We start from the raw sequence: 25711 nt of genomic DNA on the forward strand, positions 1-25711 counted from the left end.
TTCTTCATTCCAGCGGGAATGAATCCACAGGGATGTACTTAATTTCAGAAGGACAACCAACCATGCAAATTCCATTGACTTCCGTCAGTGAAACTTCGAGTGACACACCTTCCAGCGCGATACGCCACAAGGCTTTGCTGGAGGAGTACAAGCAGTTGCTTGAACACTTGCGACACACCCCCGCCACCCCGATGGCACTGACCGAACGATTCATGAAAACTCACCCGCACTCGCCGCTTTACATGGAGGAGAAGAGAAAGCCCCCTGCCGCCACCGACTTGCCCAATACGTCAGCGGGATACTTCAGCCTCGCTCAATTGGCCGTGTATTACGGCCTGGCCCCCTGGGATCGAACCGATGAGGCCATGCATCAATCCAGCCTTCATGCCTTGGATGAAAAACGGGCACGGCACGCCCTGCAACTGGAAAGTGGCGTCAATATCGATGAACTGCTGTGCGCGCCGAGCGAGTCAGAGCGCAAGTCGCTGCGCAACAGACCTCGATCGACATCCCTCGAAGCGCAGCTTGCCAGTCTCACTGACTTGAAAATAAAAGGCGTCATTCGCGAGTTTCTTCCCGCAACCGAAACTTCTCTGATCGGTCACCTCGTTAGAGTCCTCCCTTCATCGGCGAGTGTCGTGGATGTTCAAGCGGCTCCCACGGTCTATCTGGAGAAGCTGCTGCAATCGACTGACGCCGACAGACTGGCACAAACGTTATTAGAGAAACTCGGCTGGTATGGCAGCAAGCCCGGAGAGGAAACCTCCCCGACCGTACGTTACAAAATGTTGAGCAGAGCCATTCGTTTATGGGAGCGACGAGACACTGGGGCAACAAGAGATATCGCTGGTTATCAATGGCACAAGCGATCCAATTATGGAAAAAGTTATCAGGCCATCTGGACCGAATTCGAAACCCATCTTCTCAATAGCGGACGCGCCTCGACCGCCGTCGAGGCGGCTCTGCTGGCAGCCTTGTACCGATTCGAGTTTCCCAGCGATTTTCACCGAACCGACATACCTGAGGATCTGCCCTACAAGAACTCGCTGGTATGGGTGAACTTCGTTCACGGACTCAACCTTGCCGAGCTCATTGAGCCTGACCGGCTATCACGCATGACATTCCAGCAACTGGTGGACTTCCCTTTGCAGGAACTTGCCGAGGCTACGGAGCAGGAGCGGGAATTGATCGCCTGGTTACGTTTTCCACCGACGATGGACTGGGCAATCGCCAACGGCATCGTGCTGGAGGACGCTCAATCCAATTACAGCCAGATCGATAGAGAACGCGCCATCGAAGCGCTCGATCAGTACACCAACAGGCTGACCGCCGCCATTGCCCAAATGGATATCGATTCACCAAAAAGACAGGATATTGCCGATCGTGAAATCAGAAAGGTTTTCGGACACCAGGTATTCACCACCGATGGTCGAAAACTGGTCAGGTATTACGGTCCGGCAAACGAATCCGCGCGGGTGCCTGACCTCAAACAAAAGAGAGAGTCCTTGCGCGATGTCTACATGTGGAAAGGACATGCCAATAAAAACTGGCTGATCACCCGACCCGATGGCGAAACAGTGACCACTGCCACGTTCAGCCTGGACTCCAGCGGCGCCATCCATACGACTGCCACCTGGATTCCACAGGTCATCCGGAACAGGACGTTTCCAGACGTCAACAAACTGTTCGAAAACGAATACCAGTCCTGGTTGACCACCACCAGAGCCGCCTATAAAACCTTGCTGACCCATCTGTTCTCCTGCCTGCCTCACGATGATCTCCAAGCCATGGAATTTGGCGAGACGAAAATCTACACACTGAGAAAAGCAACGCAGGGGCTGGAGGCAGATCAGGAAACAGCTTCACTTACCATGCCCTTGCGGCTGCGCACGGGGTTGATTCTGCGATTGAGCAACAACAGCAAAACCTCTTGGTATGAATGCCTGCCCCGAGCCGGGATCCTTCGCAAACGTAACGATATCACCGACAACATGCTCAACGGCCTGCTCATGACTGAACGGTGGCGCGTACGCACAACGGTGCGGGTACAGGTCCGGCGTGGCCAGTCAGTGCCATTCGATTGGGAAGCCCATGAAAAAGGAAAGTTGCCCAGAAAAGGAGCTACCTGCACAGCCATCATCGAGCAGTTGGGCAACACATACCCCCCTGAATCTCCGTCCGGCTATCCACCTCTGATGACTTCGAATCGGGCAGCCGCAATAGCTACCTATATCGCCAAAGCCCTGTTTTATTTTGACGAAGACGAATTGTTTGCGGTGGCCCGAAATCAGACCGATCTGGAACGACTGGAGGAAAAACGCCACACGCTTCTCGATGAACTCGTCAATTTTATGCCTTTCTTTGGCAATCTCGACGATCTCGATTCGGACAATCCCAATAAAAGAATTGGCGCCATTTTTGGCATGTACAGTGACTCGCTCTCTTTCGCCATGCCTATCGGAAAATTCATTTCCGGGACGCTGAAGCTGACCTCCACAGCGGTTCGCATGGGCTACAGGCACGCGCTACCGCAGTTTTCCGGGCTGGTTGCAAAACTGCTGGTTTCATCCCTGCAGAACTTCAATCCACTCGATGGTTTGGCGACTCTGGCCAGGAATCTGATACGAGGGCTTTATGCCAAGGTACGACAGGCATTGGTGCGGGTTGTAAGGCTCATCAAAAGACTGGCCGGAAGAACCGGCACCTATGATTTCGTCAAAAGCTTGCCTGAGGTTTCCGATCCTGGGCGTTACCGATTGCTTGCGCCCTCGGACGAACTGGCAACGACCCGCCACTCAGCCGATGTGCCAGTTCGAAAAGTCAACAGTACGCAACCGTTCGACTATCGAGTGATGGATCCACTCACCAATAAGCCTTATGGGCCGCCGCTGGCGGACAAGACATTCCGGCTGTCGCTGGGCCGCTCTGAATATTCGGCACTAGAAGCAACAGATCAGCAGGTAACCGTAAGAGTTGCGGAGAGTGCGCAGGTTCGCTCGATTCCTGAGATCGATGGAAGGACCACTCTGTTTATCGACGAAGTGCCTTACAGGCTGGACGGCGACTCGCTTAAACGCATCGAGATGATCGATGACAGTACAACGTTCAAGCATTCCGTCTGCCGAATCAGACGCGCGCCGGGCAACGAGGTATGTATCAATGAATTCTTCAACGGCGGTCCTCACCCTGACACCCCGGCGCTTGGTTCATTTGACGAGGACAAGGGGTACGCACCATGGTTCGGCGAAAAAATATGCCTTCCGCAGGCCCGGTCTGGGCAGACCGGTGAGTTTTTTATGCGAGACGGCAAGCTTTATCAAGTCACCAACGGCAAGGTGCAAGCCTGGCGAGGTGACCTGAGTAGCCTTGGTTTCCCTTCGAATCTGCCCGTCCCGAAAGACCAGCTTCTCGCTAACCTGCAGTTTCGCAAAGGTATCTATGGGCGAATCGAAATACAGGGGGCTTATGCAGGTAGCGACGAACTGCACCGAATCGGGGCCATTGTGGTTCCCGGTGCCGACGGCATCAGCACCCACATTTTCGCCTCGCCCATCAACGGCAAATACTATCTCGCGACGGTACCGTCGACAGATCAATTGAACCAGCACCAGACCTATTTCATGAAACTGCTGCCGCCAGTTCAACTGAAGACCGGATTGGGAGAGGAACTGTTACGGGTTTTTGATGGCTCGATGACCGCCAACAACATGGTGGCCTTACATGGTGCAGATAACGTTCAGCGCGCGATGAGGACCATGGAGACGATCGCCATTCCCATTGGCATCACCGATAACCCGCCGGCCAATATGAAATGGGTGAAGGTGGATACAAGCCCGGGAGAGGCATTGATGTTCGACGACGAGGTGAGAATGTCAGTGAACACTCTACCGGCAGGATCAAACGTCTGGGCACGCTCGCGTGCAATATCGGACGCGGCTAAACAAAGGACGGCGGAGATTTTCGATACCCTGTTCCAAAAAAAGGTGATCACTCAGGGAGAAAGCAGTGTTTTCAGAATCAACAACACAATGCAGAAACTCCATACGTCCCTAAAGTGGCCATTAAACAAAGGCAACGCGCGAAATATCGCGTACGCAGAAGTCACTAAAGTTGACGGAACACGGGAAATCTATGTCAGCGTCTCGGGCGGGAAGAAGATAACCAAAAACCTGCCGCTGTTCAAAAGTCACCCGGGAACGGGCCGAGTTCAGCTTGGAGATACAACCTATATCAACGTCGACTGGCAAGCATCCTGGCCAATGAGCTCTCTGGTTCTCGACGCTGATGACAGTTTGCTTGCCATTCCCAGAACCCCAATGACGCTCCCACCACAACCTACGTCTCTGGATAGCGAAAGCAAACTGATTGCCACCATTCGCAATGCTTACCCCGACAGACGATCAATCAGTTCCATCAACATCGCCACAACCATGGCGCCTTGCGAGTCCTGTGCTGTCGTGATGAAAGCGTTCGGGCATACCGGTGAGGATATTCCTCTGAACGTGATCTGGAACTGACCTACAACCGCTGCAAATGCCCATAAAGCTTGGCGTACAACCCGCCATCGGCAATCAGTTGCTGATGGTCGCCATCCTCGGCCACTTGTCCGCCGTCGAACACCAGCACCCGGTCCGCCTGCTTCACCGCTGACAAGCGGTGGGCAATGATCAGCGTGGTGCGGCCATGGAGGAACCGCGCCATGGCCTGGTGCAGGTTGTATTCGGTGGCGGCGTCGAGGGCTGACGTCGCCTCGTCGAGGATCACCACTTTGGGTTCGGCGAGGATCATCCGCGCAATTGCCAACCGTTGCCGCTGACCACCGGACAGGCGCACGCCGGAGCGGCCGACGATGCTGTCCAGCCCGTCCGGCAAGGCACGGATGGTGGGTTCGAGCTGGGCGATTTCCAGTGCCTGCCAGCAGGCTTCATCGCTGCGGGTGCGGCCCATGGTCAGGTTGGCGCGCACGGTGTCGTTGAACAGCGCCGGATGCTGCAGCACCACCGCGACATTTTCCCGAACCGTTTCCAGGCCGATTTCCTGCTGGGTCGATCCGCCGAAACGGATCGTCCCGGCCAGTGGCGTGTAGAGCCCCAGCAGCAATTGCACGAGGGTACTTTTGCCGCCGCCGCTGGCGCCGACAATCGCCACTTTCTCGCCCGGTGCGATGGACAGGTTCAACTGATCCAGCACCAGTTCGTCGCCATAACCGAAGCTCAACCCCTGCACCTGAATCCCGACCGTATCGCGGCCCTTGAACGGATCGACGCCGCCGGGGTATTGCGGCTCGTCGGCGCGCGCCAGCAGTTCGTTGATCCGCGACAGCGCACCGCCCGCCGCGTAGTAGGCGTATTGCAGGTTCAGCAGTTGTTCGACCGGGCCGATCATGAACCACAGATAGCTGAACACCGCGAGCATCTGGCCGATCGACAAGTCGGAGAACAACACCGTGAGCATCGCCGCCGCGCGGAAAATGTCGATGCCGAACTGGAACAACAAACCGCTGGCACGGTTGGATGCATCGGTCTTCCACTGCGAGTTGACCGCATAGTTGCGCACTTCCTGAGCTCGCAGACCGAGACGCCCGAGGAAGAAACCCTGACGGTTGCCGGCGCGCACTTCCTGGATCGCATCGAGGGTTTCGCTCAGCGCCTGGGTGAAGCGCGAGGTGCTGTCGTTCTCCAGTTTCTTCAGGTGCTTGACCCGCTTGCCCAACTGCACCGTGGCGTAGATCACCAACGGGTTGAACAGCAGGATCAGCAGCGCCAGTTTCCAGTGCATCCACATCAGGATGCTGGCGGTACCGACCAGCGTCAGCATCGCCACCAGGAAACGGCTAAGGGTTTCGCCGACAAACTTGTCGAGGGTATCGAGATCGGTGACCAGATGCGTGGTGACCGTGCCGCTGCCCAGGCTTTCGTATTCGCCGAGGGAGATCCGTTTGAGTCGTTCAATCAAACGCACGCGAATGCGATAAACGATGTCCTTGGCCAGCCGCGCAAACAACCGCGCCTGCAACACGCCAAAACACAGGGCACTGCAACGCAGGGTCAGCGTCACCACCAGCATCAGTCCGATGTAGCCCGCCGCTTGTTGCCACATCGAGGGCAGCACATGGTTCATGACTTTCAGCGCGGCATCGCCGTGACCGAGCAGGACTTCGTCCACCAGCAACGGCAGCAGCAGCGGAATCGGCACGCTGCACAGCGTCGCCAGTACGGCCACGCCGTTGGCGATCCACAGGGATTTTTTGTGATGAAGTGCCAGACGCCGGACTTCAGCCCAGCTCAGCCGGTCGACACGCTTGACGGCTGGCGTGTCATCGGCCGGGTCAGACACAGGCCGCGCGCTCCAGCCATCGACCGAGCAACGGCGACAGTTCACTGAGCGGCTGGTAACCGTTGGTCAGCAACGCCAGTTGGCCGTTGCGTTCGGCGAGCAGGGTCGGGAATCCGGCGATGCCCAGATCCTGCACCCAGCTGAAATCGGCCTGTGTCGCCTTGTGTTGATCGGCATGATCAAACAGGGCAGCAAATTCGATGCGCGGGACGCCGGCCTTCTCTGCCAGTTCCACCAGAACGCTGGCCTGAGTGACATCGCGACCTTCGGCGTAAAACGCGTGCTGGATCAACCCGACCAGTTTCCACGCGCAATCCGGTGCCAGGCTGCGCGCGGTGACGATGGCCCGACAGGCAGGTTCGGTGTCATAGACGAAGCCGTCCGGCAAGGCGCCTTCCAGCTTGAACGGCTGGCCGGTGGCCTCGGTGACCGCCTGCCAGTGTTCGAGAACGTAGCGCCGGGTGGTCGGCTCCAGCGCCGCACCGCTGCCGGTGCGCAACCCGCCGACCACCAGGTGCAGTTCCACCCCGGCTGCCTGCGCCTGCTCCACCAATGCCTTGGCTACCGGAGCAAATCCCCAGCACCACGAACACATCGGATCCATCACATAGAGCAGGCGTGCAGACATGATTAAGCCTCGGTGGATGCTTGCTTATCTTGCTTATAGTTGTAGCCGATCGGGTGCGGCATGTTGCGCGCTTTTGCCAGTTCGATCTGCTTCTGGCGGTCGATCGCACTGCGGCGGGTCTTCTCGCTCAGGGTGTCCCAGCAGTGCGGGCAGCTGATGCCGGCCACGTAATGCTCGGAAGCGCGATCTTCAACGCTGACCGGGGTACGGCAGGCATGGCACTGATCGTAGTCGCCTTCGCTCAGGTCATGGCGCACGGTCACGCGGTTGTCGAACACGAAGCAGTCGCCCTGCCATTTGGTTTCTTCCTGCGGCACCTCCTCGAGGTACTTCAGGATGCCGCCCTTGAGGTGGTAAACCTCTTCGAAACCTTCGCCGAGCATGTAGCTCGAGGCTTTTTCGCAGCGAATGCCGCCGGTGCAGAACATCGCGACTTTCTTGTGCACGGCCGGATCGAAGTGTTCTTTGATGTAGTCGGGGAATTCGCGAAAACTGGTGGTTTTCGGATCGATGGCGCCTTCGAAGGTGCCGATCGAGACTTCGTAATCGTTGCGGGTGTCGATCAGCAGCACTTCCGGGTCGCTGATCAGCGCGTTCCAGTCCTGCGGTTCGACGTAGGTGCCGACCTTCTTGTTCGGGTCGACGCCTTCGACGCCCAGGGTCACGATCTCTTTCTTGAGCTTGACCTTGGTGCGGTAGAACGGCTGCTCGTCGCAGTACGATTCCTTGTGATCGATATCGACCATGCGCGGATCGTTGCGCAGCCAGGCCAGCAGGCCGTCGATGCCTTCACGACTGCCGGAAACCGTGCCGTTGATGCCTTCTTCGGCGATCAGCAGGGTGCCTTTGATGCCGTTGTCGACCATCGCTTGCAGCAGGGGCTCGCGCAGGTTGACGTAATCTTCGAGGGTGACGAACTTGTACAGTGCCGCCACGACAATCGGTTGTGTCATGGGTATTTCTCCAGGTGGCTACCCTCGTAAAGGGTGAACCGGATGCGAAAAAAAACGCGCCGGGTGAGCGGCGCGTTGCGGATTCTAGCAAAAAACCTCAGTTCATTGCTGCAAGGCTCAATGCTTGCTGCCGCCGGCACAGGTCGGCGACGCCGGAGCGACGCCTGTCTCTGCCCATTCCTGCGGGGTGTAGGTGTGCAGCGCCAACGCATGAAACTCGCCCATCAGCTCGCCGAGCGTGCCGTAGACTTTCTGGTGGCGTTTGACCCGGTTCAGGCCTTCGAACTGCGCACTGACCACCACTGCCTTGAAGTGGGTCTGCAACCCGCGACTGTGCATGTGGCTTTCGTCCAGTACTTGCAGATGCTCAGGCTGAAGCAGCGCCAGCGTCGATTCGATGCGTTGTTGCATGGTCATCACGAACTCCGCTTACTTCTTCTTGGCCGGAGCCGCGCCTTTCGGTGCCAGCTCGTTGGTCATGTCGTCCAGCAGCTTGTTGACCACTGGTACGGCGCTTTCCAGTTTGGCCTGAGTCATCTGGGCCGATTGCTGAGTCAGCTGCGGCATTTTTTCCAGGACTTTCTTGCCCAGTGGCGACTGGTAGAACGCGACCAGGTCTTTCAATTCCTGTTCGCTGAAATTGCTGGTGTAGAGCTTGACCATGTCCGGCTTCAGCTTGTTCCAGCCAATGGCCTGGTCCAGGGCGGCGTTGGCCTTGGCCTGGTAGGTATCCAGTACGGCTTTCTTGGATTCCGGCGCCTTGGTCTGTTCAAAACGCTGGGCGAACATCTGCTGAACCTGCATGTACACCGGAGTGCCCAGCTTGTCAGCGTGCGCCAGAGTCAGGAAAGTTTCGGCACTGGCGTTGTGGCTGGCGGTATCGGCGAACACCTGGCCGCTGGCGCAAACCAGGGCAACCGCGGTGCAGATGGCACGAAGACGAGTCATCGAGTTTCCTTTTCAGCTAGGCGAGGTAAAACCCCAAGGGCGACCATTCTGCGCCTGAATAACGCTGCGGCTCAACCCCCGGCCCTTGCCGCGCTTGATTGGCGGGGATTTGCCGGTCAACAATCGGCCGGAGGGAACCACCCGGGCCGACACCGGCCTAAACTGCGCAAACAGACCAACAGGAGTGTGCACGATGAGCCGTATCGAAACCGACAGCCTGGGCCAGATCGAGGTCCCGGACGACGCTTACTGGGGCGCTCAGACGCAACGCTCGCTGATCAACTTCGCCATCGGTCAGGAACGCATGCCCTTGCCGGTACTGCACGCCCTGGCGCTGATCAAGAAAGCCGCGGCCCGGGTCAACGACCGCAACGGCGACCTGCCCGCCGACATCGCCCGCCTGATCGAACAGGCCGCCGACGAAGTGCTCGACGGCCAGCACGACGACCAGTTCCCGCTGGTGGTCTGGCAGACCGGCAGCGGCACCCAAAGCAACATGAACGCCAACGAAGTGATTGCCGGGCGCGCCAACGAACTGGCCGGCAACCCGCGCGGCGGCAAGACGCCGGTGCACCCCAACGATCACGTCAACCGCTCGCAGAGTTCCAACGATTGCTTCCCCACTGCCATGAGCATCGCCACTGCGCAAGCGGTGCAGGCCCAACTGCTGCCGGCGATCGCCGAGCTGTCGGGTGGTCTGGCCGAGCTGTCGGCGCGGCACATGAAACTGGTGAAGACCGGCCGCACCCACATGATGGACGCCACGCCGATCACCTTCGGCCAGGAGATTTCCGGTTTCATAGCGCAGCTGGATTACGCTGAACGAGCGATCCGCGCGGCGTTGCCGGCGGTCTGCGAACTGGCACAGGGCGGTACCGCCGTCGGCACCGGGCTCAATTCGCCCCACGGTTTCGGCGAAGCGATTGCTGCTGAGCTGGCCGCCCTCTCCGGACTGCCGTTCGTCACCGCACCGAACAAGTTCGCCGCCCTCGCCGGCCATGAGCCGCTGACTACGCTGTCCGGCGCCCTGAAAACCCTCGCCGTGGCGCTGATGAAAATCGCCAACGACTTGCGTCTGCTGGGCTCGGGCCCACGAGCCGGTTTTGCCGAAGTGAAATTGCCGGCAAACGAGCCGGGCAGTTCGATCATGCCCGGCAAGGTCAACCCGACCCAGTGCGAGGCGCTGTCAATGCTCGCCTGCCAAGTGCTGGGCAACGACGTGGCGATCGGCTTCGCCGCCAGCCAGGGTCACCTGCAACTGAACGTGTTCAAACCGGTGATCATCCACAACCTGCTGCAATCGATCCGCCTGCTGGCCGATGGCTGCAGCAACTTCCAGCAGCATTGCATCGCCGGGCTTGAGCCGGATGCCGAAGTCATGGCGAAACATCTGGAACGCGGGCTGATGCTGGTGACGGCGCTGAACCCGCACATCGGCTACGACAAGTCGGCGGAAATCGCCAAGAAGGCCTACAGCGAAGGCAAGACCCTGCGCGAAGCGGCGCTGGAGCTGGGTTATCTGACCGATGAAGAGTTCGATGCCTGGGTGCGGCCGGAAAACATGATCGAGGCCGGTGCCAAGGGCTGAGATCTTCAGCGTCTTTAAGTCAGTCTTCGCGAGCAAGCCCGCTCCCACTTTTAACCGCATTCCTCACATGGGATTGCGGTCAAGTGTGGGAGCGGGCTTGCTCGCGAAGAACGATGACTCAGTTAACCTGCTGCCATGCGCATGCGCCGGGCCTTGAGCCCGGCAATCAGCGAAGGCCCGAGCGCCACCAGCGCCGACCCCAGCACTACCAGCACCGCCCCGCCATACCCCAGCAGATTGATCTGCTCGGCATGCACATACTCAGGCCACACCCCCGCCGCCACGGCCACCGCACCGAACGTCACCAACGGCGTGATCGCGAGTGTCGCACTGACCCGTGAGGCTTCCCAATGCGCCAGCGCCTCGGCAAATGCGCCGTAGGCGATCAGGGTGTTCATGCAGCAGGCCAGCAGCAGCCAGCCCTGCAACGGGCTCAGCGACAGAGCTTCGAGCGGATGCACCCAGGGCGTCAGCAACAAGGCGCAGAACAGGTAGATCACCATCATCACCTGCAGCGAATTCCACACCGTCAGCAGTTGCTTTTGGCCAAGCGCATAGAAGGTCCAGACGGTCGAGGCCAACAGCACCAGCAACACGCCAGCGGTGTAATCAGACAAAGACGTGAGCAATTCCGCCAAGCGCTGATTGAAGAACAGCGCGAATCCGATCAGCAGCACCATCAGGCCAATGCCCTGACCGATGCTGAAGCGCTCCTTGAACACAAAGAGACTGGCGATCAGCAACATGATCGGCCCCATCTGCACCACCAGTTGCGCGGTGCCGGGGCTGAGCAGGTTCAGGCCCATCAGGTACAGCACGTAGTTGCCCACCAGCCCGAGCACCGCCATCAGCACCAGCCAGCCGCCCTTCGGCCCGAGCACCTTGCGACTCGGCAACCGTTTGGTCGCCGCCAGATAAATGAACAGACAGCCGCCGGACACCAGCAGGCGAAACCAGGTCACCGTGACCGGGTCCATCACCACCAGCACCTGCTTGAGCTTGATCGGCAGGATTCCCCAGAGAAACGCCGTCAACAACGCCAGGAACATGCCGTACACCCAACGACCCGATGAAACGTGCATGAGAACCCCAAGCGCCAGAGACAGGAGCGCTCATTCTAGGCGCACAGACCGGCCCGACACAGGGACAGTTGCGCTCAAGCCGCAAATGAAACTGTGCAGGTCGCAGCAGAAAATTGACGACGGGCCGTTGATCGGCTGGCCGGGCAAGGTAAGTGGTTCAGGCATAAGCTCATTGGATCCAGCCCGGGACAACACTCACCAAGGAGACCTTCGTCATGTTAGGCATGCGCGCCCAGGACACCGCCCCCGCCACGCACTTTCGCAGCGACCGCGTGTGCCGGGTCAACGGCGAACTGTATTTCAGCACCCGGGAAAATACCCTTGAAGGGCCGTTCGACAGCCCCGAGAAAGCCGAGCAGGAAATAAAGGCTTACATCGCGCGGATGCAATTGATGGATTCCAACAGATAAGCCGTGCTGAACCCAATCGCGGGCAAGCCCGCTCCCACAGGTTCCGGAGTGGCCACTGAATTGTGAGCACACTCGAACAGTGTGGGAGCGGGCTTGCCCGCGATTACGATTTGCCGGTCAACGTATCGTTCAAGGCCTAGCGTACGGCTTCGAACAACCCGGACGCACCCATCCCGCCGCCCACGCACATGGTGACGATCCCGTAACGCAGATTACGCCGCTGCAACTCGCGCACCAGATGCCCGACCTGCCGCGACCCGGTCATGCCGAACGGGTGACCGATGGAAATCGAGCCGCCGTTGACGTTGTATTTCTCGTTGTCTATTTCCAGACGATCACGGGCGTACAGGCACTGCGAGGCAAACGCTTCGTTCAATTCCCACAGATCGATGTCCGCCACCTGCAAGCCTTTCGCCTTGAGCAGTTTCGGCACCGAGAACACCGGGCCGATGCCCATTTCGTCCGGCTCGCAACCGGCCACGGTGAACCCACGGAAAAACGCCTTCGGCTTGAGCCCCAGTTGCAGGGCTTTTTCCAGGCTCATCACCAGCGTCATCGACGCGCCATCGGACAACTGCGACGAGTTGCCGGCGGTCACCGAACCGTCTTCGGCAAACACCGGTTTCAATCCCGCGAGGCTTTCATAGGTGGTGTCCGGGCGGTTGCAGTCGTCGCGATCGACGATGCCGTCGAGGATCTGCACTTCACCGCTGTTTTTGTCTTCAACGCGGTACTTCACCGCCATCGGCACGATTTCATCGTCGAACAGGCCGGCTGCCTGCGCCTGGGCCGTGCGGATCTGACTTTGCAGCGAGTAACGATCCTGCGCCTCGCGGCTGACGCCATAACGACGCGCCACCACTTCGGCGGTCTGGCCCATGGTGTAGTAGATGCCCGGCGTCTGCTGCTTGAGCAACGGGTTGATCAGGTGATCGGTGTTGACGCTTTTCAGGGTCAGGCTGATCGACTCGACGCCGCCGGCAACGATGATGTCGCTGCAACCCGATGCGATCTGGTTGGCGGCAATCGCAATCGCCTGCAAGCCCGACGAACAGAAACGGTTGAGGGTCATGCCCGCCGTGCCGGTGCCCAATTGCGAGAGCACCGCCACGTTGCGACCGATGTTGTAGCCCTGGGCGCCTTCGTTGGAGCCGGCGCCGACGATGCAGTCCTCGACGCTGGCCGGGTCGATGTCATTGCGCGAGAGCAACGCATTGACGCAATGGGCCGCCATGTCATCGGGACGGGTCTGGTTGAACTTGCCGCGAAAGGACTTGGCCAGGCCGGTCCGTACGCTGTCGACGATCACCACTTCACGCATGGCATACCTCATTGTTGCAGTCGGTTGAGAGTGAACCGAGCATAAGTCCACCCAATCGCCGACCGCGACAATCATTCACCTCGCGTATGCGTGCCCATCGGTTCAGTCCTTGTGCTTCTTGGCTCGTTTGTCGGACTTCTCGAAAGCTTCCTCCAGCGCACGGTTGATCGTGCGCAGCACTTTGACCCGGGCCCAGCGCTTGTCGTTGGCCTCGACCAGCGTCCACGGCGCGATTTCGGTGCTGGTGCGGTCGACCATGTCGCCCACGGCGGCACGATAGGCGTCCCATTTGTCACGGTTGCGCCAGTCGTCTTCGGTGATCTTGAAGCGCTTGAACGGGATTTCTTCGCGCTCCTGAAAGCGCTCCATCTGCGTGTCCTTGTCGATCGCCAGCCAGAACTTGACCACGATCACCCCGGCATCGGCCAGTTGCTCCTCGAAGTCGTTTATTTCTCCGTAAGCGCGCATCCAGTCGGCGGTGCTGCAAAAGCCTTCGACCCGCTCCACCAGCACCCGGCCGTACCACGAGCGGTCAAACACGGTGAACTTGCCCCGCGCCGGAATGTGCCGCCAGAACCGCCACAGATACGGCTGCGCACGCTCTTCTTCGGTCGGCGCGGCAATCGGCACGATGCTGTACTGACGCGGATCGAGCGCCGCCGCCACTCGACGAATCGAACCGCCCTTGCCCGCCGCATCGTTGCCTTCGAACACCGCTACCAGTGCATGGCGGCGCATGCGTTTGTCACGCATCAGGCCGGACAGCCGCGCCTGTTCGGTGATCAATTGTTCTTCGTAGTCTTTCTTTTCCAGACGCTGATCCAGGTTGAGGCTGTCGAGCAGGTTCAACTGATCCACCGACGAGCCCAGCGGCTGGGCGCTGACATCGTGCGGATGCACATCGGGACGCTTCAGTGCGTTTTGCAGGCCCTCGAGCAGAATCTTGCCGACCGTCAGGCTGCGGTAGTGCGGGTCGACACCCTCGATGACATGCCATGGCGCGTAATCGCGACTGGTGCGGCGCAACACGCGCTCGCCGTATTTGACGAACTTGTCGTAGGTTTGCGACTGCTGCCAGTCGAGCGGGCTGATGCGCCAGCTGTGCAGCGGGTCATCGGCCAGGGCCTTGAGCCGCGCCTTCATCTGTTTCTTGGACAGGTGGAACCAGAACTTGAAGATCAGCGCGCCTTCATCACAGAACATCTTTTCCATGCGCTCGGCGCCGGCAATCGCCTGATCCAGACGCGGATCCTTGAACAAGCCATGCACCCGGCCCTGCAGCATCTGGCTGTACCAGTTGCCAAAGAAAATCCCCATCCGCCCCTTGGCCGGCAGCATCCGCCAGTAACGCCAGGCCGGTGGCCGTGCCAGCTCTTCGTCGGTCTGCTGGTCGAAGGTGCGCACTTCGATCAGGCGCGGGTCCATCCACTCGTTGAGCAACTTCACCGTCTCGCCCTTGCCGGCGCCTTCGATGCCGTTGATCAAAATGATCACCGGGAAACGCTTCTGCTGCTGCAACTCGAACTGGGCTTCAAGCAAGGCTTCACGCAAGGCGGGCACGGCGGCTTCGTAGGTGTCTTTGTCGATGGCGTGACCGATTTCAGCGGATTCGAACATAGGGACGGCTCCTTCCAGGATTCAGCAAGACTAGCGGATTGGGCTCTGGCGCGGCACAGAAATTCCCGCCGGCGGCGGATTGTCCTTGAGTGATCGTCGGCAAGGCTTGCCATGGATCAAGCGCCGCCTGCGTGATCGGCTAGAATGGCCGCCTTGTCGTTGCCGAGCCTGCCATGAAACCTGTAATGCCCCACGCCCAACTCGACTGGGATGACCAGGGACGCCCGCGTTCGCGAGTGTTCGACGATGTGTATTTTTCCGACCAGTCGGGGCTGGATGAAACCCGCTACGTGTTCCTCGAACAGAACCGTCTGGCCGAGCGTTTTGCCGCGTTGACGGCGGGTGGGCGACTGGTGATCGGTGAAACCGGCTTCGGCACCGGGCTGAATTTTCTCTGCGCCTGGCAGTTGTTCGAACAGCATGCAGTGGCCGGTGCGCGGCTGCATTTCGTCAGCGTCGAAAAGTTTCCGTTGAGCCCCGCGGATCTAAAGCGAGCACTGGCGTTGTGGCCCGACCTGAAGCTGCTTTCCGATCAGTTGCTCAAGCATTACGTGGCAATCCATCAAGGTTTCCAACGCATTGTTCTGGATAACGGTCGCGTGACCCTGACGCTGCTGATCGGCGATGCGCTGGAGCAGTTGCCGCAACTGGACGGCCAGATCGACGCCTGGTTTCTCGACGGTTTCGCCCCGGCGAAAAACCCGGAGATGTGGACCGCCGAACTGTTCGCCGAACTGGCGCGATTGGCGGCGCCCGGCTCGACCATCAGCACGTTCACCAGCACCGGTTGGGTGCGGCGCCTGCTCAACGCCGCCGGCTTCAAGATGAAGCGCACGCCGGGCATCGGCCATAAGTGGGAGATCCTGCGCGGCCAATTTCTCGGCTGGCCAGAGGACGTTGCGCCCCCCGCCGCCAACAAACCGTGGTTCGCCCGTCCGGCTCCGTTGAGCGGTGAGCGTCGTGCCCTGGTGATCGGCGCCGGTCTGGCCGGTTGCGCCACCGCTGCCAGCCTCGCGGCGAGGGGCTGGCAGGTCAGTCTGCTGGAGCGACATGACGCGGTAGCACAGGAAGCCTCGGGCAATCCCCAAGGCGTGCTGTACCTGAAACTGTCCGCCCACGGCACCGCACTGTCGCAGTTGATCGTCAGCGGTTTCGGCTACACCCGTCGCCTGCTGGAAACCCTGCAACGCGGTACCGACTGGGATGACTGCGGCGTGCTGCAACTGGCGTTCAATGAAAAGGAACGCGAACGTCAGGCGCAACTGGCGACCGCGTTTCCCGAAGACCTTCTGCAATGGCTTGATCAACCCGAAGCGCAGGCCCGTGCCGGGATCGGTCTGGCCCATGGCGGTTTGTACTATCCCGAGGGCGGCTGGGTGCATCCGCCGGCATTGTGTCAGGCGCAATCCGCACAACCGGGCGTCACGCTGCTCACCCATCAGGAAGCCGTGGAACTGCGCAAGGTCGACGGCCAGTGGCAGGCCTTCGACGGTGATCGCTTGATCGCAACAGCACCTGTCGTGGTGTTGGCTGGTGCCGCCGAGATCAAGCGTTTCCCCCAGAGTGCCGACCTGCCCCTCAAACGCATTCGCGGGCAGATCACCCGACTGGCGCAGACCACACAAAGCCAGGCGCTGACCACCGTGGTGTGCGCCGAAGGTTACGTCGCACCGGCACGCTTGGGCGAGCACACTCTCGGCGCCAGTTTCGATTTCAACAGCGACGACCTGACCCCGACCACCGCCGAACACCTGGGCAATCTGGCGATGCTCAATGAAATCTCCACGGATCTGGTCGCACGCCTGCACATCAGCGACCCCGACGCCGACAGCCTTGAGGGCCGAGCCGCCTTCCGTTGCACCAGTCCCGATTACCTGCCGATTGTCGGCCCGCTCGCCGATCGCGAAGCCTTCACCGACGCCTATCGCGCCTTGAGCAAGGATGCCCGGCAAGTGCCGGACATTCCCTGCCCGTGGCTGGACGGTCTGTACGTCAACAGCGGTCATGGTTCACGCGGGTTGATCACCGCGCCACTGTCTGGCGAGCTGCTGGCCGCATGGCTCGACAACGAACCGCTGCCCCTGCCTCGCAGCGTGGCCGAAGCCTGTCACCCCAACCGGTTTGCCCTGCGCCGTCTGATTCGTGGCAAATGAACCCGAGCATAATCAGTCAGTGGGCACAATGCAGGTCCCCCTCTCAATCGACTCCGTTACCTGCCGGGTAAGCCGCCGCAACAACGCATTTTCGGTCTGCTCCATTCGGGCAGCACAGAGGTTCATTTCGCTCAGGTAATCGGCAGAGCTGAGCTCCTCGGCCTTGTCGAACAGCGCCCGTGCCTCCGCTTGGTGAGGCTCCCGCGCTTCTTCGAACTGCTGAACAAAACTGCTTTTCAGATAGTCGCTCCAAAACGGCTGGCGACCCAGAAAATCCAGCCATTGAGAGGATACTTCGGCCGTCTGGATTCGATGAATAGCCGTAACCAGATCCTCACTCGTCACATCAGCGAGTTCCCCGTAACGCATGTGCGAAGGCTGCCCCGGCAGGTCGAACGCCCGCGCCAGGCCGGTACGGTAGGCGAGCGTGACTTCCAGAGGATCGGGAGAGCCTTGATCCAGAACGTGTTCAGCAGCTATCCGGTCGATCTGTTCCAGCCGGAACAAGCCTCGGGCAAGCCTCATCAGCAATGCCGCCGATGGTTTTTCACCACCGGAAACACGCAGCACATTGTGAACATGAACCGCCACTTCAAGATGGCTGAAGTTCAGCGCCGCATTGTCCGTACAGTTGATCGGGTTGGCGGCCAGATCGAAAATCTGCCCGCGTAGTTCGGCATTGGCTTGCGTGGCCTCCAGAACACTCCACACCCGACGGGACATGTCCTCACGCACATGTCTGGATTCAGCGGTATTACCCAGCTCGGCCAGCAAATGGAACAGACCTTCGGCCGTCGGATCGTCCTTGATCGAATTCCATATCTGCAAACGTCTGGCACCTTGCGTTCCACCTGTTTCGGTCAGCCAGATAGAACGCGCCTGATGTTCGTCCAGCCTGGCGATGTCATTTTCCAGGTAGCCCATGCCGACCCCGGTGTTTTTGCGGTAATTGGTCAGATGGGTGTTGCTGACTTCGGAAATCGGATTGTTGCGCAGATTGATCGTCTCACTGAATCGCCTTGGGGTTTCGAAGAGCCATTGAGGCAAATCCCGGATGTCGTTGTCGCGCAGATCCACCCGATCCAGATTCGGCAAGCGCTCCAGCCCTTTGGGCAACTCTGTGGAACGGGTGTTGCGCACGCTCAACTCAGACAGTTCGAACATCTCGCTGACATCCAGTGTGGCCCCCAAGGGGTTTTCGCTCAGATCCAGGCTTTGCAGGGAACCCATCCGGGACAACTTCACCAGATCATGCTCGGTCAACTGAATGCGGTTTTGCGCCAGGCTCAGCCGCCGGAGGTCGGGCATGCGGGAAATGAACTCCGGCAACCGGGTGAGCCTGTTGCGACCCAGCTCAAGAATCTCGACGTTCTTGAAGGCTCTGAGGAAGTAGGCGACATCGTTGTCCAGTTGCATGTTTTGCAAAGACAGATGCTGGACATGATCGAAGCTCAACCCGATCGGCAGGAACGGAAGCTTTCCGAATCGCATGCCATCGAGCCTCAGACCGAACACCGGGTTGTTGTACTCGTCGCGCAGGAAGACCAGCCGGCGGAAGCTGTCCTCGATATCGAACGCCACAATCCGCCGACACTCCGTTATTTCACTGACATCGCCGCCCAGCGTCTTTATGGCTGCCTCATCGTCTATCCAGACATCGAGTTCGCTTCGCAGTCGGCTCAGATTGCCCTGTAATTCTCTGACCCGCAGGGCACGGGCAAGATGATCGCTGCCCGCCTGGTCAAGAAACTCGCTGGCCTGAGCGTCGGTAAACAATGGGTACAGTTGTTTAACTTTTCGCAGCAAGCGCCGCGAATGATTCGATACCGGAGGATCGGCGAGCGTGCACAGCGGTTCAGAGAACATCGGTTCAAAGCGCTCCCCCGCCAGTATCCGGGCGCAACCTTCCCGCTCGTCCAGCCCAATGTTCAGCAGTTGACCTCGCAAACGCCAGCCGTCTTCCGGCTTGGCAGACGCGAATCCAATGTCCTTGGCCTGACGGGGTAAAAGTCCCTTGAGGATGGCCTGATAAAGACTGTCGGGACCGGAAGTTCGACCGAGGGTTTTGTTCTGGCTGTCGAACACCTCGTAGCCATTTTCGAGCCGGACCAGTGTGAGTGAGTTGCCAGGCAGGGGCGGTTGCTTGCCGACAATTTGCAGCAGACTTCCGTTGAGTGATCTGGCCCGCAATTCGAGGTAAAGCTGCGAATCCCAGCCACCGAGTTGCGGCAGCAACCCGATGGCCAGTTTCTCTGTATCGGCGTTGGATATTTCAGACAGGTAGAAGCCGGTCAGCGCCCGATCCAGTCGAATGTTGCTCGAGGCCTCGTTCAACCGTTGTGCGATACCCATGGGCACTCGTCCGCTGGTGCGCAGGTGCAGGCGCTCGACACTCGGGGACTGGCGGATCAGCTCTTGTGCATGGCGTGCCGGTATGCCGGGACAGACCTGTCTTGCCTTGAGCACCTCGCTTTCGATGGTCTGGTCATACCGCTGATACAGATGATCGAATGTCGAGCGGCGATCGGCCTTGACCGACTCCCCCAGCAGTTTCGCCAGCTCTCTGCCCTGATCAGCGGGCTTCGTGTCGATGCCCACCAATGCCTCCACTTCGTGGTCGTACAAACCGTCGATGACGGTCTGTAGCAATTCCCCTGCGGCCAATTGCGCCTGGCTCACAATAACGCTCACGGTGTCATCGTCAATCGAGCCCGCAGGGAAGGTTTCAACGATACGTTCGTTGTCATCCACGACCTTGATGTAGCGATCGGTCGGCCATTTCGCCAGCCTGGGCAACGCGTGCAGTTGCTCCTCGGCATGGCGAGAGCCGGTCGACTCGCCACGTTCCATGGCGGTCACGAATTCACGCAGCCTTTGATCGATTGCAAATCGCTCAAGAGCGTCTCGCAACCGGGCAGGTATCGGCAGTCCGTCATCGCTCAGGCGATGCAGTTCGTCGAACCGGGTGTCGGTCAGCCGGCGGATCATCTCCAGACGGCTGTCTTCAAAACGCGCCAACTGCGGATCGATACGTTTGAGGGTATAGGCCCCGGACCATGGCTCGCTAGGCTCCAGGGCAAGACGCCAGCCCCCGTGCCGACTGGGCGTGAGTGCAGGGGCGTAGGCATTCGGCCGGACAGGATGCTGAAGGCACCAGGTCTTTGAAAGCGGATCCAGCGCCACGGCATAGGTTCGATCGTCAATACGGACAAAGACCTTGCCATCGACCTGATACAAGCCCGCCGCGTCGGGTGCGGAACCCGCCTTTACCGGCAGCGGCTGTGCATAGGCATCCAGTGCCGGCTTCCACAATCGGGATTGACCATTGCGGTCAAGAATGGCGGTGAAAGGCTGAAAGAAATCCGGGTGTTTTTTAACTGTCTTGATCGCCAGGGATTTCAAGACCTTTATGCCAGCCCCCACGGCGGCCATCAGCGCAATACTTTCCGCCACGCCGAGCAAGTGTGAAAAAGCTTCCTGACGTTCTCCCCGATTCCAGTCCTCGATCCCTTCGTACACTTCAGCAAGCATTTGTCCGATTGCGACGCCCATCATCAGTTGCCCCAGAACCGGGACGACGAACCCCGCCACGTTGGCGATCGTCATGCCGATTTCCAGGTAGTGGATCAAACGCTTCTTGCGCTCTTCTTCATCGACATCCGCCGTCGGTACGGCGAGCGCGCGGGCATCGAGCTGCAACTTGCCGACATGACTCTTGAGCATGAAGTCGAACAACGGGCCCGGCATTTCCAACTGTTTGACTTTCCCCAGACTCTTGGTATCGGCAAGCGTCTTGAAAAAGTCCTCCTTGTCGACCTCGCCGATGCAGTGGCTGAAGTAGCTTTTGTAATTGCCCATACCCAGTTTGAATTCCAGATACGTGACGAATGCCGTGAAGCTGGTGTACTCGTACAACGGCTGGTCCGGCTCGCCGGGCATGTAGACCAGGCACCATTGATCGGGATCCAGTTCCACCGATTTTTCGGAGAAGACCACAACACCCCACAGACAGCTGTCGAGCGCCTCGAGGCCCTGCATGATCAGCGGTCGCCCCTTGAATTGAAGGCTTTGGGCATCGACGACGCCTCCGGCATCAATCAAACGCTGGACCGTCTGATAACCGTCCTGTGAAACATGTTCTTTCATCAGCGCCAGGTGCAGATCCAGTTGCAGCATCTGCTTTTTCATCACCGAGATATTACGAACCATCGTCCCGGTGGCGACCCGGTTGCCATTGATCTCCCTGACACCGAACACCTGCTGGAAATGCGCCTGGTATAGCCGGCCCAGGTCCAGCTCCCGGCAGAATGCGGCGAACGCCGTGGGTGTCAGACCGGGAACGCCGTCAGGCCTGCTCGCAATTCTTACTACGCTGCCTGCGGGAAAGTAATCGGCTTGCGCCTCGTCTTCCGTGAAGTTCTGCATCGCTGCTTCTAGCAGCGTCGGCGTAGCGGGCGGAATCACCTTCTCTCCCCCCCCGGGCGGGGTCACCGCCTCACAACCGCAATAGCTTCCCGGCAACTCCAGATGATCTTTCTCGACGTCGAGTACAGCCGGCCAGCGCGCAGTCAGTGCGCGGCTCAATTGCTCGATGCAAAAGCGCTTGAGCGATTGCAGCCGGCTCAGGTCTGTTTCCACTTGCACCTGGGTTGCGTGCAAGTCACGCGCGGTCTTTTCCAGTGCCGCCAATGTGTCGGCACTGGCTTTGAGCAGGACCGGGGGAAAGCTTTTCTGCAATGCCGTAGCGGTGTCCAGATCGCCAGTGGCTTCCAGCAAAAAGCTCAGTTTCTGTTTTTCCGTAAGGGCGACCGGTGTGGTCGACGCGGGTGTAGTGGACATGGGCAATATTCCTTTATCGCTGTTGAGTCCTTTCACCCTATCGATCCCGCCACCGAATAAAAAACAAGAATAACTGCCCGTTCGACCCGGCAAACAACCAGCAATCCGTATGTTTCGAATACTTATCTACTACCTGACACTTCAACCAAGCTGTTAATGGCCCACCGGTCAGGCCAACCCGCTTATAACCGATCGTTCTAAAACTCCCACATCCGTGCCGGGTCAGTTTCTGGGTACCGGCCATTTCGGTGCGGTTCAGCAACACCCTCCCCAACGGAAAAACCGGTAAGGACTTTATGTGCGGATTAGCTGGCGAGTTACGTTTTGATCAACAACCTGCAGACCTTGCAGCCATCGAGCGAATCACCCATCACCTGGCCCCTCGCGGCCCTGACGCGTGGGGCTTTCATGCTCAGGGGCCGATTGCCCTGGGCCATCGACGCCTGAAAATCATGGACCTGTCGGACGGCTCGGCGCAGCCGATGATCGACAGCCAACTGGGCCTGTCCCTGGCCTTCAACGGCGCGATCTACAACTTCCCGGAACTGCGCGCCGAACTCGAAGCGCTCGGTTACGCGTTCTATTCCGGCGGCGACACCGAAGTGCTGCTCAAGGGCTACCACGCCTGGGGCGAAGCGCTGCTGCCGAAACTCAATGGCATGTTCGCCTTCGCCATCTGGGAGCGAGATGCCCAGCGCCTGTTCATCGCCCGCGACCGTCTCGGTGTGAAGCCGCTGTACCTGTCGCGCACCGGCCAGCGCCTGCGCTTTGCCTCGGCCCTGCCGGCGCTGCTCAAGGGCGGTGATATCAACCCGATCCTCGATCCGGTGGCACTCAACCATTACCTGAATTTCCACGCGGTGGTACCAGCGCCGCGCACCTTGCTGGCCGGCATCGAAAAGCTGCCGCCAGCGAGCTGGATGCGCATTGAAGCGGACGGCACCACCGAGCAGAAAACCTGGTGGACCCTGCCCTACGGCCCACACGACGACGAGAAAAATCTGACCCTGGAAGACTGGCGCGACCGCGTGCTCGACAGCACCCGCGAAGCCGTGGCAATCCGCCAACGGGCGGCGGTGGATGTCGGTGTGCTGCTTTCTGGTGGCGTCGATTCGAGCATGCTCGTCGGCCTGCTGCGCGAAGTCGGCGTGGAAAACCTGTCGACCTTTTCCATCGGTTTCCAGGATGCCGGCGGCGAACGTGGTGACGAGTTTCAGTATTCCGACCTGATCGCCAAGCATTACGGCACCCAGCACCATCAACTGCGCATCGACGAAAAAGAGATCATCGAGCAACTGCCCGCCGCGTTCCGCGCCATGAGCGAGCCGATGGTCAGCCACGACTGCATCGCCTTCTATCTGCTGTCCCGGGAAGTGGCCAAACATTGCAAGGTGGTGCAGAGCGGCCAGGGTGCCGACGAGTTGTTCGCCGGTTATCACTGGTATCCGCAGGTCGACGGCGCGGCCGATCCGTATGCGGCCTATCGCGAGGCGTTTTTCGACCGCAGCTACGACGATTACGCCGCCACGGTGCAGCCGAAATGGCTGACCGCCAATGACGCTGCCGGCGACTTCGTGAAGGAACATTTCGCACAGCCCGGCGCCGATGCGGCAGTCGACAAGGCCCTGCGTCTGGACAGCACGGTGATGCTGGTGGACGACCCGGTCAAACGCGTCGACAACATGACCATGGCCTGGGGCCTTGAGGCGCGCACGCCGTTTCTCGACTACCGACTGGTGGAATTGTCGGCCCGGGTTCCCGGCAAATTCAAACTGCCGGACGGCGGCAAGCAGGTGTTGAAAGAAGCCGCGCGACTGGTCATCCCGAGCGAAGTGATCGACCGCAAGAAAGGTTACTTCCCGGTGCCGGGCCTCAAGCATTTGCAAGGCGATACCCTGAACTGGGTGCGCGAACTGCTGCTCGATCCGAGTCAGGATCGCGGCCTGTTCAACCCCGCCATGCTCGACAAACTGCTGACCGATCCACAAGGTCAACTGACCCCGCTGCGCGGCTCCAAGCTGTGGCAACTGGCGGCCCTGAACCTGTGGCTCAGCGAACAAGGAATCTGATCGATGAAACCTCACGCCACGGCTTACAGCCAACGGCTGCTGCGCGGTCAGACGCCGTCCTACGAACGCTTGCAGGCGCGTCTGGCCGAGGACGGCAGCGAGCCGGCCGCCGAACCGATTGCAGTGCATTGCGGCTGGGGCCGGTTGCTGATCGGCCACACCTTTCCCGATCCGGCGAGCCTTGCCCGGGAACTGCTCAACGAACAGACGGGCGAGCGCGACATTGCGTTGTACGTCGCCGCGCCGCAGCAGATTCTCGGCCTGGAACCGACCCAACTGTTTCTCGACCCGTCCGATACCTTGCGCCTCTGGTTCAGCGATTATCGCCAGGCCACCCGGGTATTTCGTGGCTTTCGCATTCGTCGTGCGCAGAGTGACGCGGACTGGCAGGCGATCAATCAGCTGTATCAGGCTCGCGGCATGTTGCCGATCGATCCCACCCTGCTCACCCCGCACCATCAGGGCGGCCCGGTGTACTGGCTGGCGGAAGACGACGACAGCGGCGCGGTGATCGGCAGCGTCATGGGCCTCAATCACCAGAAGGCTTACAACGACCCGGAAAACGGCAGCAGCCTGTGGTGCCTGGCGGTCGATCCCCAATGTTCGCGTCCCGGTGTCGGCGAAGTGCTGGTGCGCCATCTGATCGAGCACTTCATGAGCCGCGGCCTGAGCTACCTCGATCTGTCAGTGCTGCATGACAACCGTCTGGCGAAAAACCTCTACGCCAAACTCGGTTTTCGCAACCTGCCGACGTTCGCCATCAAGCGCAAGAACGGCATCAATCAGCCGCTGTTCCTCGGGCCGGGGCCGGAGGCGCAGTTCAACCCTTATGCGCGGATCATCGTCGAGGAAGCCCATCGGCGCGGCATCGACGTGCAAGTGGACGACGCCGACGCCGGGCTGTTCACCCTTATCCACGGCGGGCGACGGGTGCGTTGCCGCGAATCCCTGAGCGATTTGACCAGCGCCATCAGCATGAACCTGTGCCAGGACAAGAGCCTGACCCATAACGTGTTGAAAGCTGCCGGGTTGAATGTGCCGTCACAGCAGTTGGCGGGGAATGCGGACGACAATCTGGCGTTTCTCGACGAATACCAGCGAGTAGTCGTCAAACCGCTGGATGGCGAGCAAGGCCAGGGTGTGGCTGTCGACCTGCAGACTATCGAAGACGTGCAGCAGGCCATTGAAGCAGCCAGGCAGTTCGACACCCGCGTGCTGCTCGAAAGCTTCCACGAAGGCTTCGACCTGCGGATTCTGGTGATCGGTTTCGAGGTGGTTGCAGCGGCGATTCGCCGCCCGGCGGAGGTGGTCGGCGACGGTCATCATTCCATCGGCGCGCTGATCGAAGCCCAGAGTCGGCGCCGGCAAGCGGCCACCAGCGGCGAAAGCAAAATCCCGCTGGATCACGAAACCCAGCGCACTCTGCACGCGGCAGGTTACGACTACAGCAGCATCCTGCCAGCGGGAGAGCATCTGTTCGTGCGGCGCACGGCGAACCTGCACACCGGCGGTACGCTGGAAGACGTCACGGCGATTCTTCATCCAACCCTGGCCGAGGCCGCTGTACGTGCGGCCCGTGCGCTGGAGATTCCGATGGTCGGCCTCGACCTGATGGTGCCGGCGGCGGATCAACCGGCGTACGTGTTCATCGAAGCCAACGAGCGGGCGGGTCTTGCCAACCATGAGCCGCAACCGACGGCGGAGCGGTTTGTCGATCTGTTGTTTCCGCACAGTCAGCCGGCCGTTTGATCTCTCTTCAGCGTCATT

The 25711-nt window shown here is 59.7% G+C and carries 15 protein-coding genes; 6 read left to right on the forward strand and 9 right to left on the reverse strand.

Annotated features, from left to right (window positions below; translation table 11 throughout):
- Nucleotides 1-62 precede the first annotated feature (62 nt).
- The gene (locus tag QR290_RS21405) at nt 63-4517 is read left to right on the forward strand and encodes a deaminase domain-containing protein (RefSeq protein ID WP_289203561.1); all 4455 of its coding nucleotides are present in this window, start codon (nt 63-65) and stop codon (nt 4515-4517) included.
- A gap of 1 nt (nt 4518) precedes the next feature.
- Here the strand turns inward: QR290_RS21405 and QR290_RS21410 are convergent, their stop codons facing one another.
- The 5 genes from QR290_RS21410 to QR290_RS21430 all read right to left on the reverse strand — a co-directional run bounded on the left by QR290_RS21410 (nt 4519) and on the right by QR290_RS21430 (nt 8865).
- Nucleotides 4519-6336, reverse strand: coding sequence for an ABC transporter ATP-binding protein (locus QR290_RS21410; RefSeq protein ID WP_039770577.1), 1818 nt, complete (start codon nt 6334-6336; stop codon nt 4519-4521).
- Nucleotides 6329-6931 (reverse strand): DsbA family protein, encoded by a 603-nt coding sequence (locus tag QR290_RS21415; protein WP_289205321.1) that lies wholly within the window; start codon nt 6929-6931, stop codon nt 6329-6331. The genes QR290_RS21410 and QR290_RS21415 overlap by 8 nt, the downstream gene beginning before the upstream one ends.
- Nucleotides 6932-6966: 35 nt before the next feature.
- Complete coding sequence (locus QR290_RS21420; protein ID WP_115078806.1) at nt 6967-7917, reverse strand: rhodanese-related sulfurtransferase; 951 nt, start codon at nt 7915-7917, stop codon at nt 6967-6969.
- Nucleotides 7918-8034: 117 nt separating this feature from the next.
- Nucleotides 8035-8334: a BolA family protein gene (locus tag QR290_RS21425; protein WP_007950896.1), complete on the reverse strand. Its 300-nt coding sequence runs from the start codon at nt 8332-8334 to the stop codon at nt 8035-8037.
- 12 nt (nt 8335-8346) lie between these two features.
- Nucleotides 8347-8865 (reverse strand): DUF2059 domain-containing protein, encoded by a 519-nt coding sequence (locus QR290_RS21430; protein WP_115078807.1) that lies wholly within the window; start codon nt 8863-8865, stop codon nt 8347-8349.
- A 193-nt stretch (nt 8866-9058) separates the two neighbouring features.
- Here QR290_RS21430 and QR290_RS21435 point away from each other — a divergent pair, with 193 nt between their 5' ends.
- A complete protein-coding gene (locus QR290_RS21435) occupies nt 9059-10453 on the forward strand; it encodes a class II fumarate hydratase (RefSeq protein ID WP_115078808.1) in 1395 nt (464 codons plus the stop codon).
- 122 nt (nt 10454-10575) lie between these two features.
- On the opposite strand, the gene QR290_RS21440 is transcribed toward QR290_RS21435, so the two are convergent.
- Nucleotides 10576-11535: a DMT family transporter gene (locus tag QR290_RS21440; RefSeq protein WP_289203562.1), complete on the reverse strand. Its 960-nt coding sequence runs from the start codon at nt 11533-11535 to the stop codon at nt 10576-10578.
- A 215-nt stretch (nt 11536-11750) separates the two neighbouring features.
- Between QR290_RS21440 and QR290_RS21445 the strand changes: the two genes are divergently transcribed.
- Nucleotides 11751-11945 (forward strand): DUF6316 family protein, encoded by a 195-nt coding sequence (locus QR290_RS21445; RefSeq protein WP_115078810.1) that lies wholly within the window; start codon nt 11751-11753, stop codon nt 11943-11945.
- A 136-nt stretch (nt 11946-12081) separates the two neighbouring features.
- Here QR290_RS21445 and QR290_RS21450 read toward each other — a convergent pair whose 3' ends face one another.
- Both QR290_RS21450 and pap read right to left on the reverse strand, forming a co-directional pair.
- Nucleotides 12082-13266, reverse strand: a complete 1185-nt coding sequence (locus tag QR290_RS21450) for a thiolase family protein (protein WP_289203563.1) — start codon at nt 13264-13266, stop codon at nt 12082-12084.
- Nucleotides 13267-13368: 102 nt separating this feature from the next.
- On the reverse strand, nt 13369-14883 hold the full coding sequence (gene pap / locus QR290_RS21455; RefSeq protein ID WP_115078812.1) for a polyphosphate:AMP phosphotransferase: 1515 nt from the start codon (nt 14881-14883) through the stop codon (nt 13369-13371).
- 173 nt (nt 14884-15056) lie between these two features.
- Between pap and mnmC the strand changes: the two genes are divergently transcribed.
- Nucleotides 15057-17036, forward strand: coding sequence for a bifunctional tRNA (5-methylaminomethyl-2-thiouridine)(34)-methyltransferase MnmD/FAD-dependent 5-carboxymethylaminomethyl-2-thiouridine(34) oxidoreductase MnmC (gene mnmC, locus QR290_RS21460; protein ID WP_289203564.1), 1980 nt, complete (start codon nt 15057-15059; stop codon nt 17034-17036).
- Between the two features lie 12 nt (nt 17037-17048).
- On the opposite strand, the gene QR290_RS21465 is transcribed toward mnmC, so the two are convergent.
- Nucleotides 17049-21875 carry an NEL-type E3 ubiquitin ligase domain-containing protein gene (locus tag QR290_RS21465; RefSeq protein ID WP_289203565.1) on the reverse strand — a complete coding sequence of 1609 codons (4827 nt, stop codon included), beginning with the start codon at nt 21873-21875 and terminating at the stop codon, nt 17049-17051.
- A gap of 296 nt (nt 21876-22171) precedes the next feature.
- Here QR290_RS21465 and QR290_RS21470 point away from each other — a divergent pair, with 296 nt between their 5' ends.
- Together QR290_RS21470 and ngg are read left to right on the forward strand one after the other, a co-directional pair.
- The gene (locus tag QR290_RS21470; RefSeq protein WP_085607268.1) at nt 22172-23944 is read left to right on the forward strand and encodes an N-acetylglutaminylglutamine amidotransferase; all 1773 of its coding nucleotides are present in this window, start codon (nt 22172-22174) and stop codon (nt 23942-23944) included.
- A 3-nt stretch (nt 23945-23947) separates the two neighbouring features.
- Nucleotides 23948-25693 carry an N-acetylglutaminylglutamine synthetase gene (gene ngg / locus QR290_RS21475; protein ID WP_289203566.1) on the forward strand — a complete coding sequence of 582 codons (1746 nt, stop codon included), beginning with the start codon at nt 23948-23950 and terminating at the stop codon, nt 25691-25693.
- Nucleotides 25694-25711: the final 18 nt, after the last annotated feature.

Source organism: Pseudomonas fluorescens, from assembly GCF_030344995.1.
In the GTDB taxonomy this organism is placed as follows: Bacteria; Pseudomonadota; Gammaproteobacteria; order Pseudomonadales; family Pseudomonadaceae; genus Aquipseudomonas; species Aquipseudomonas fluorescens_BF.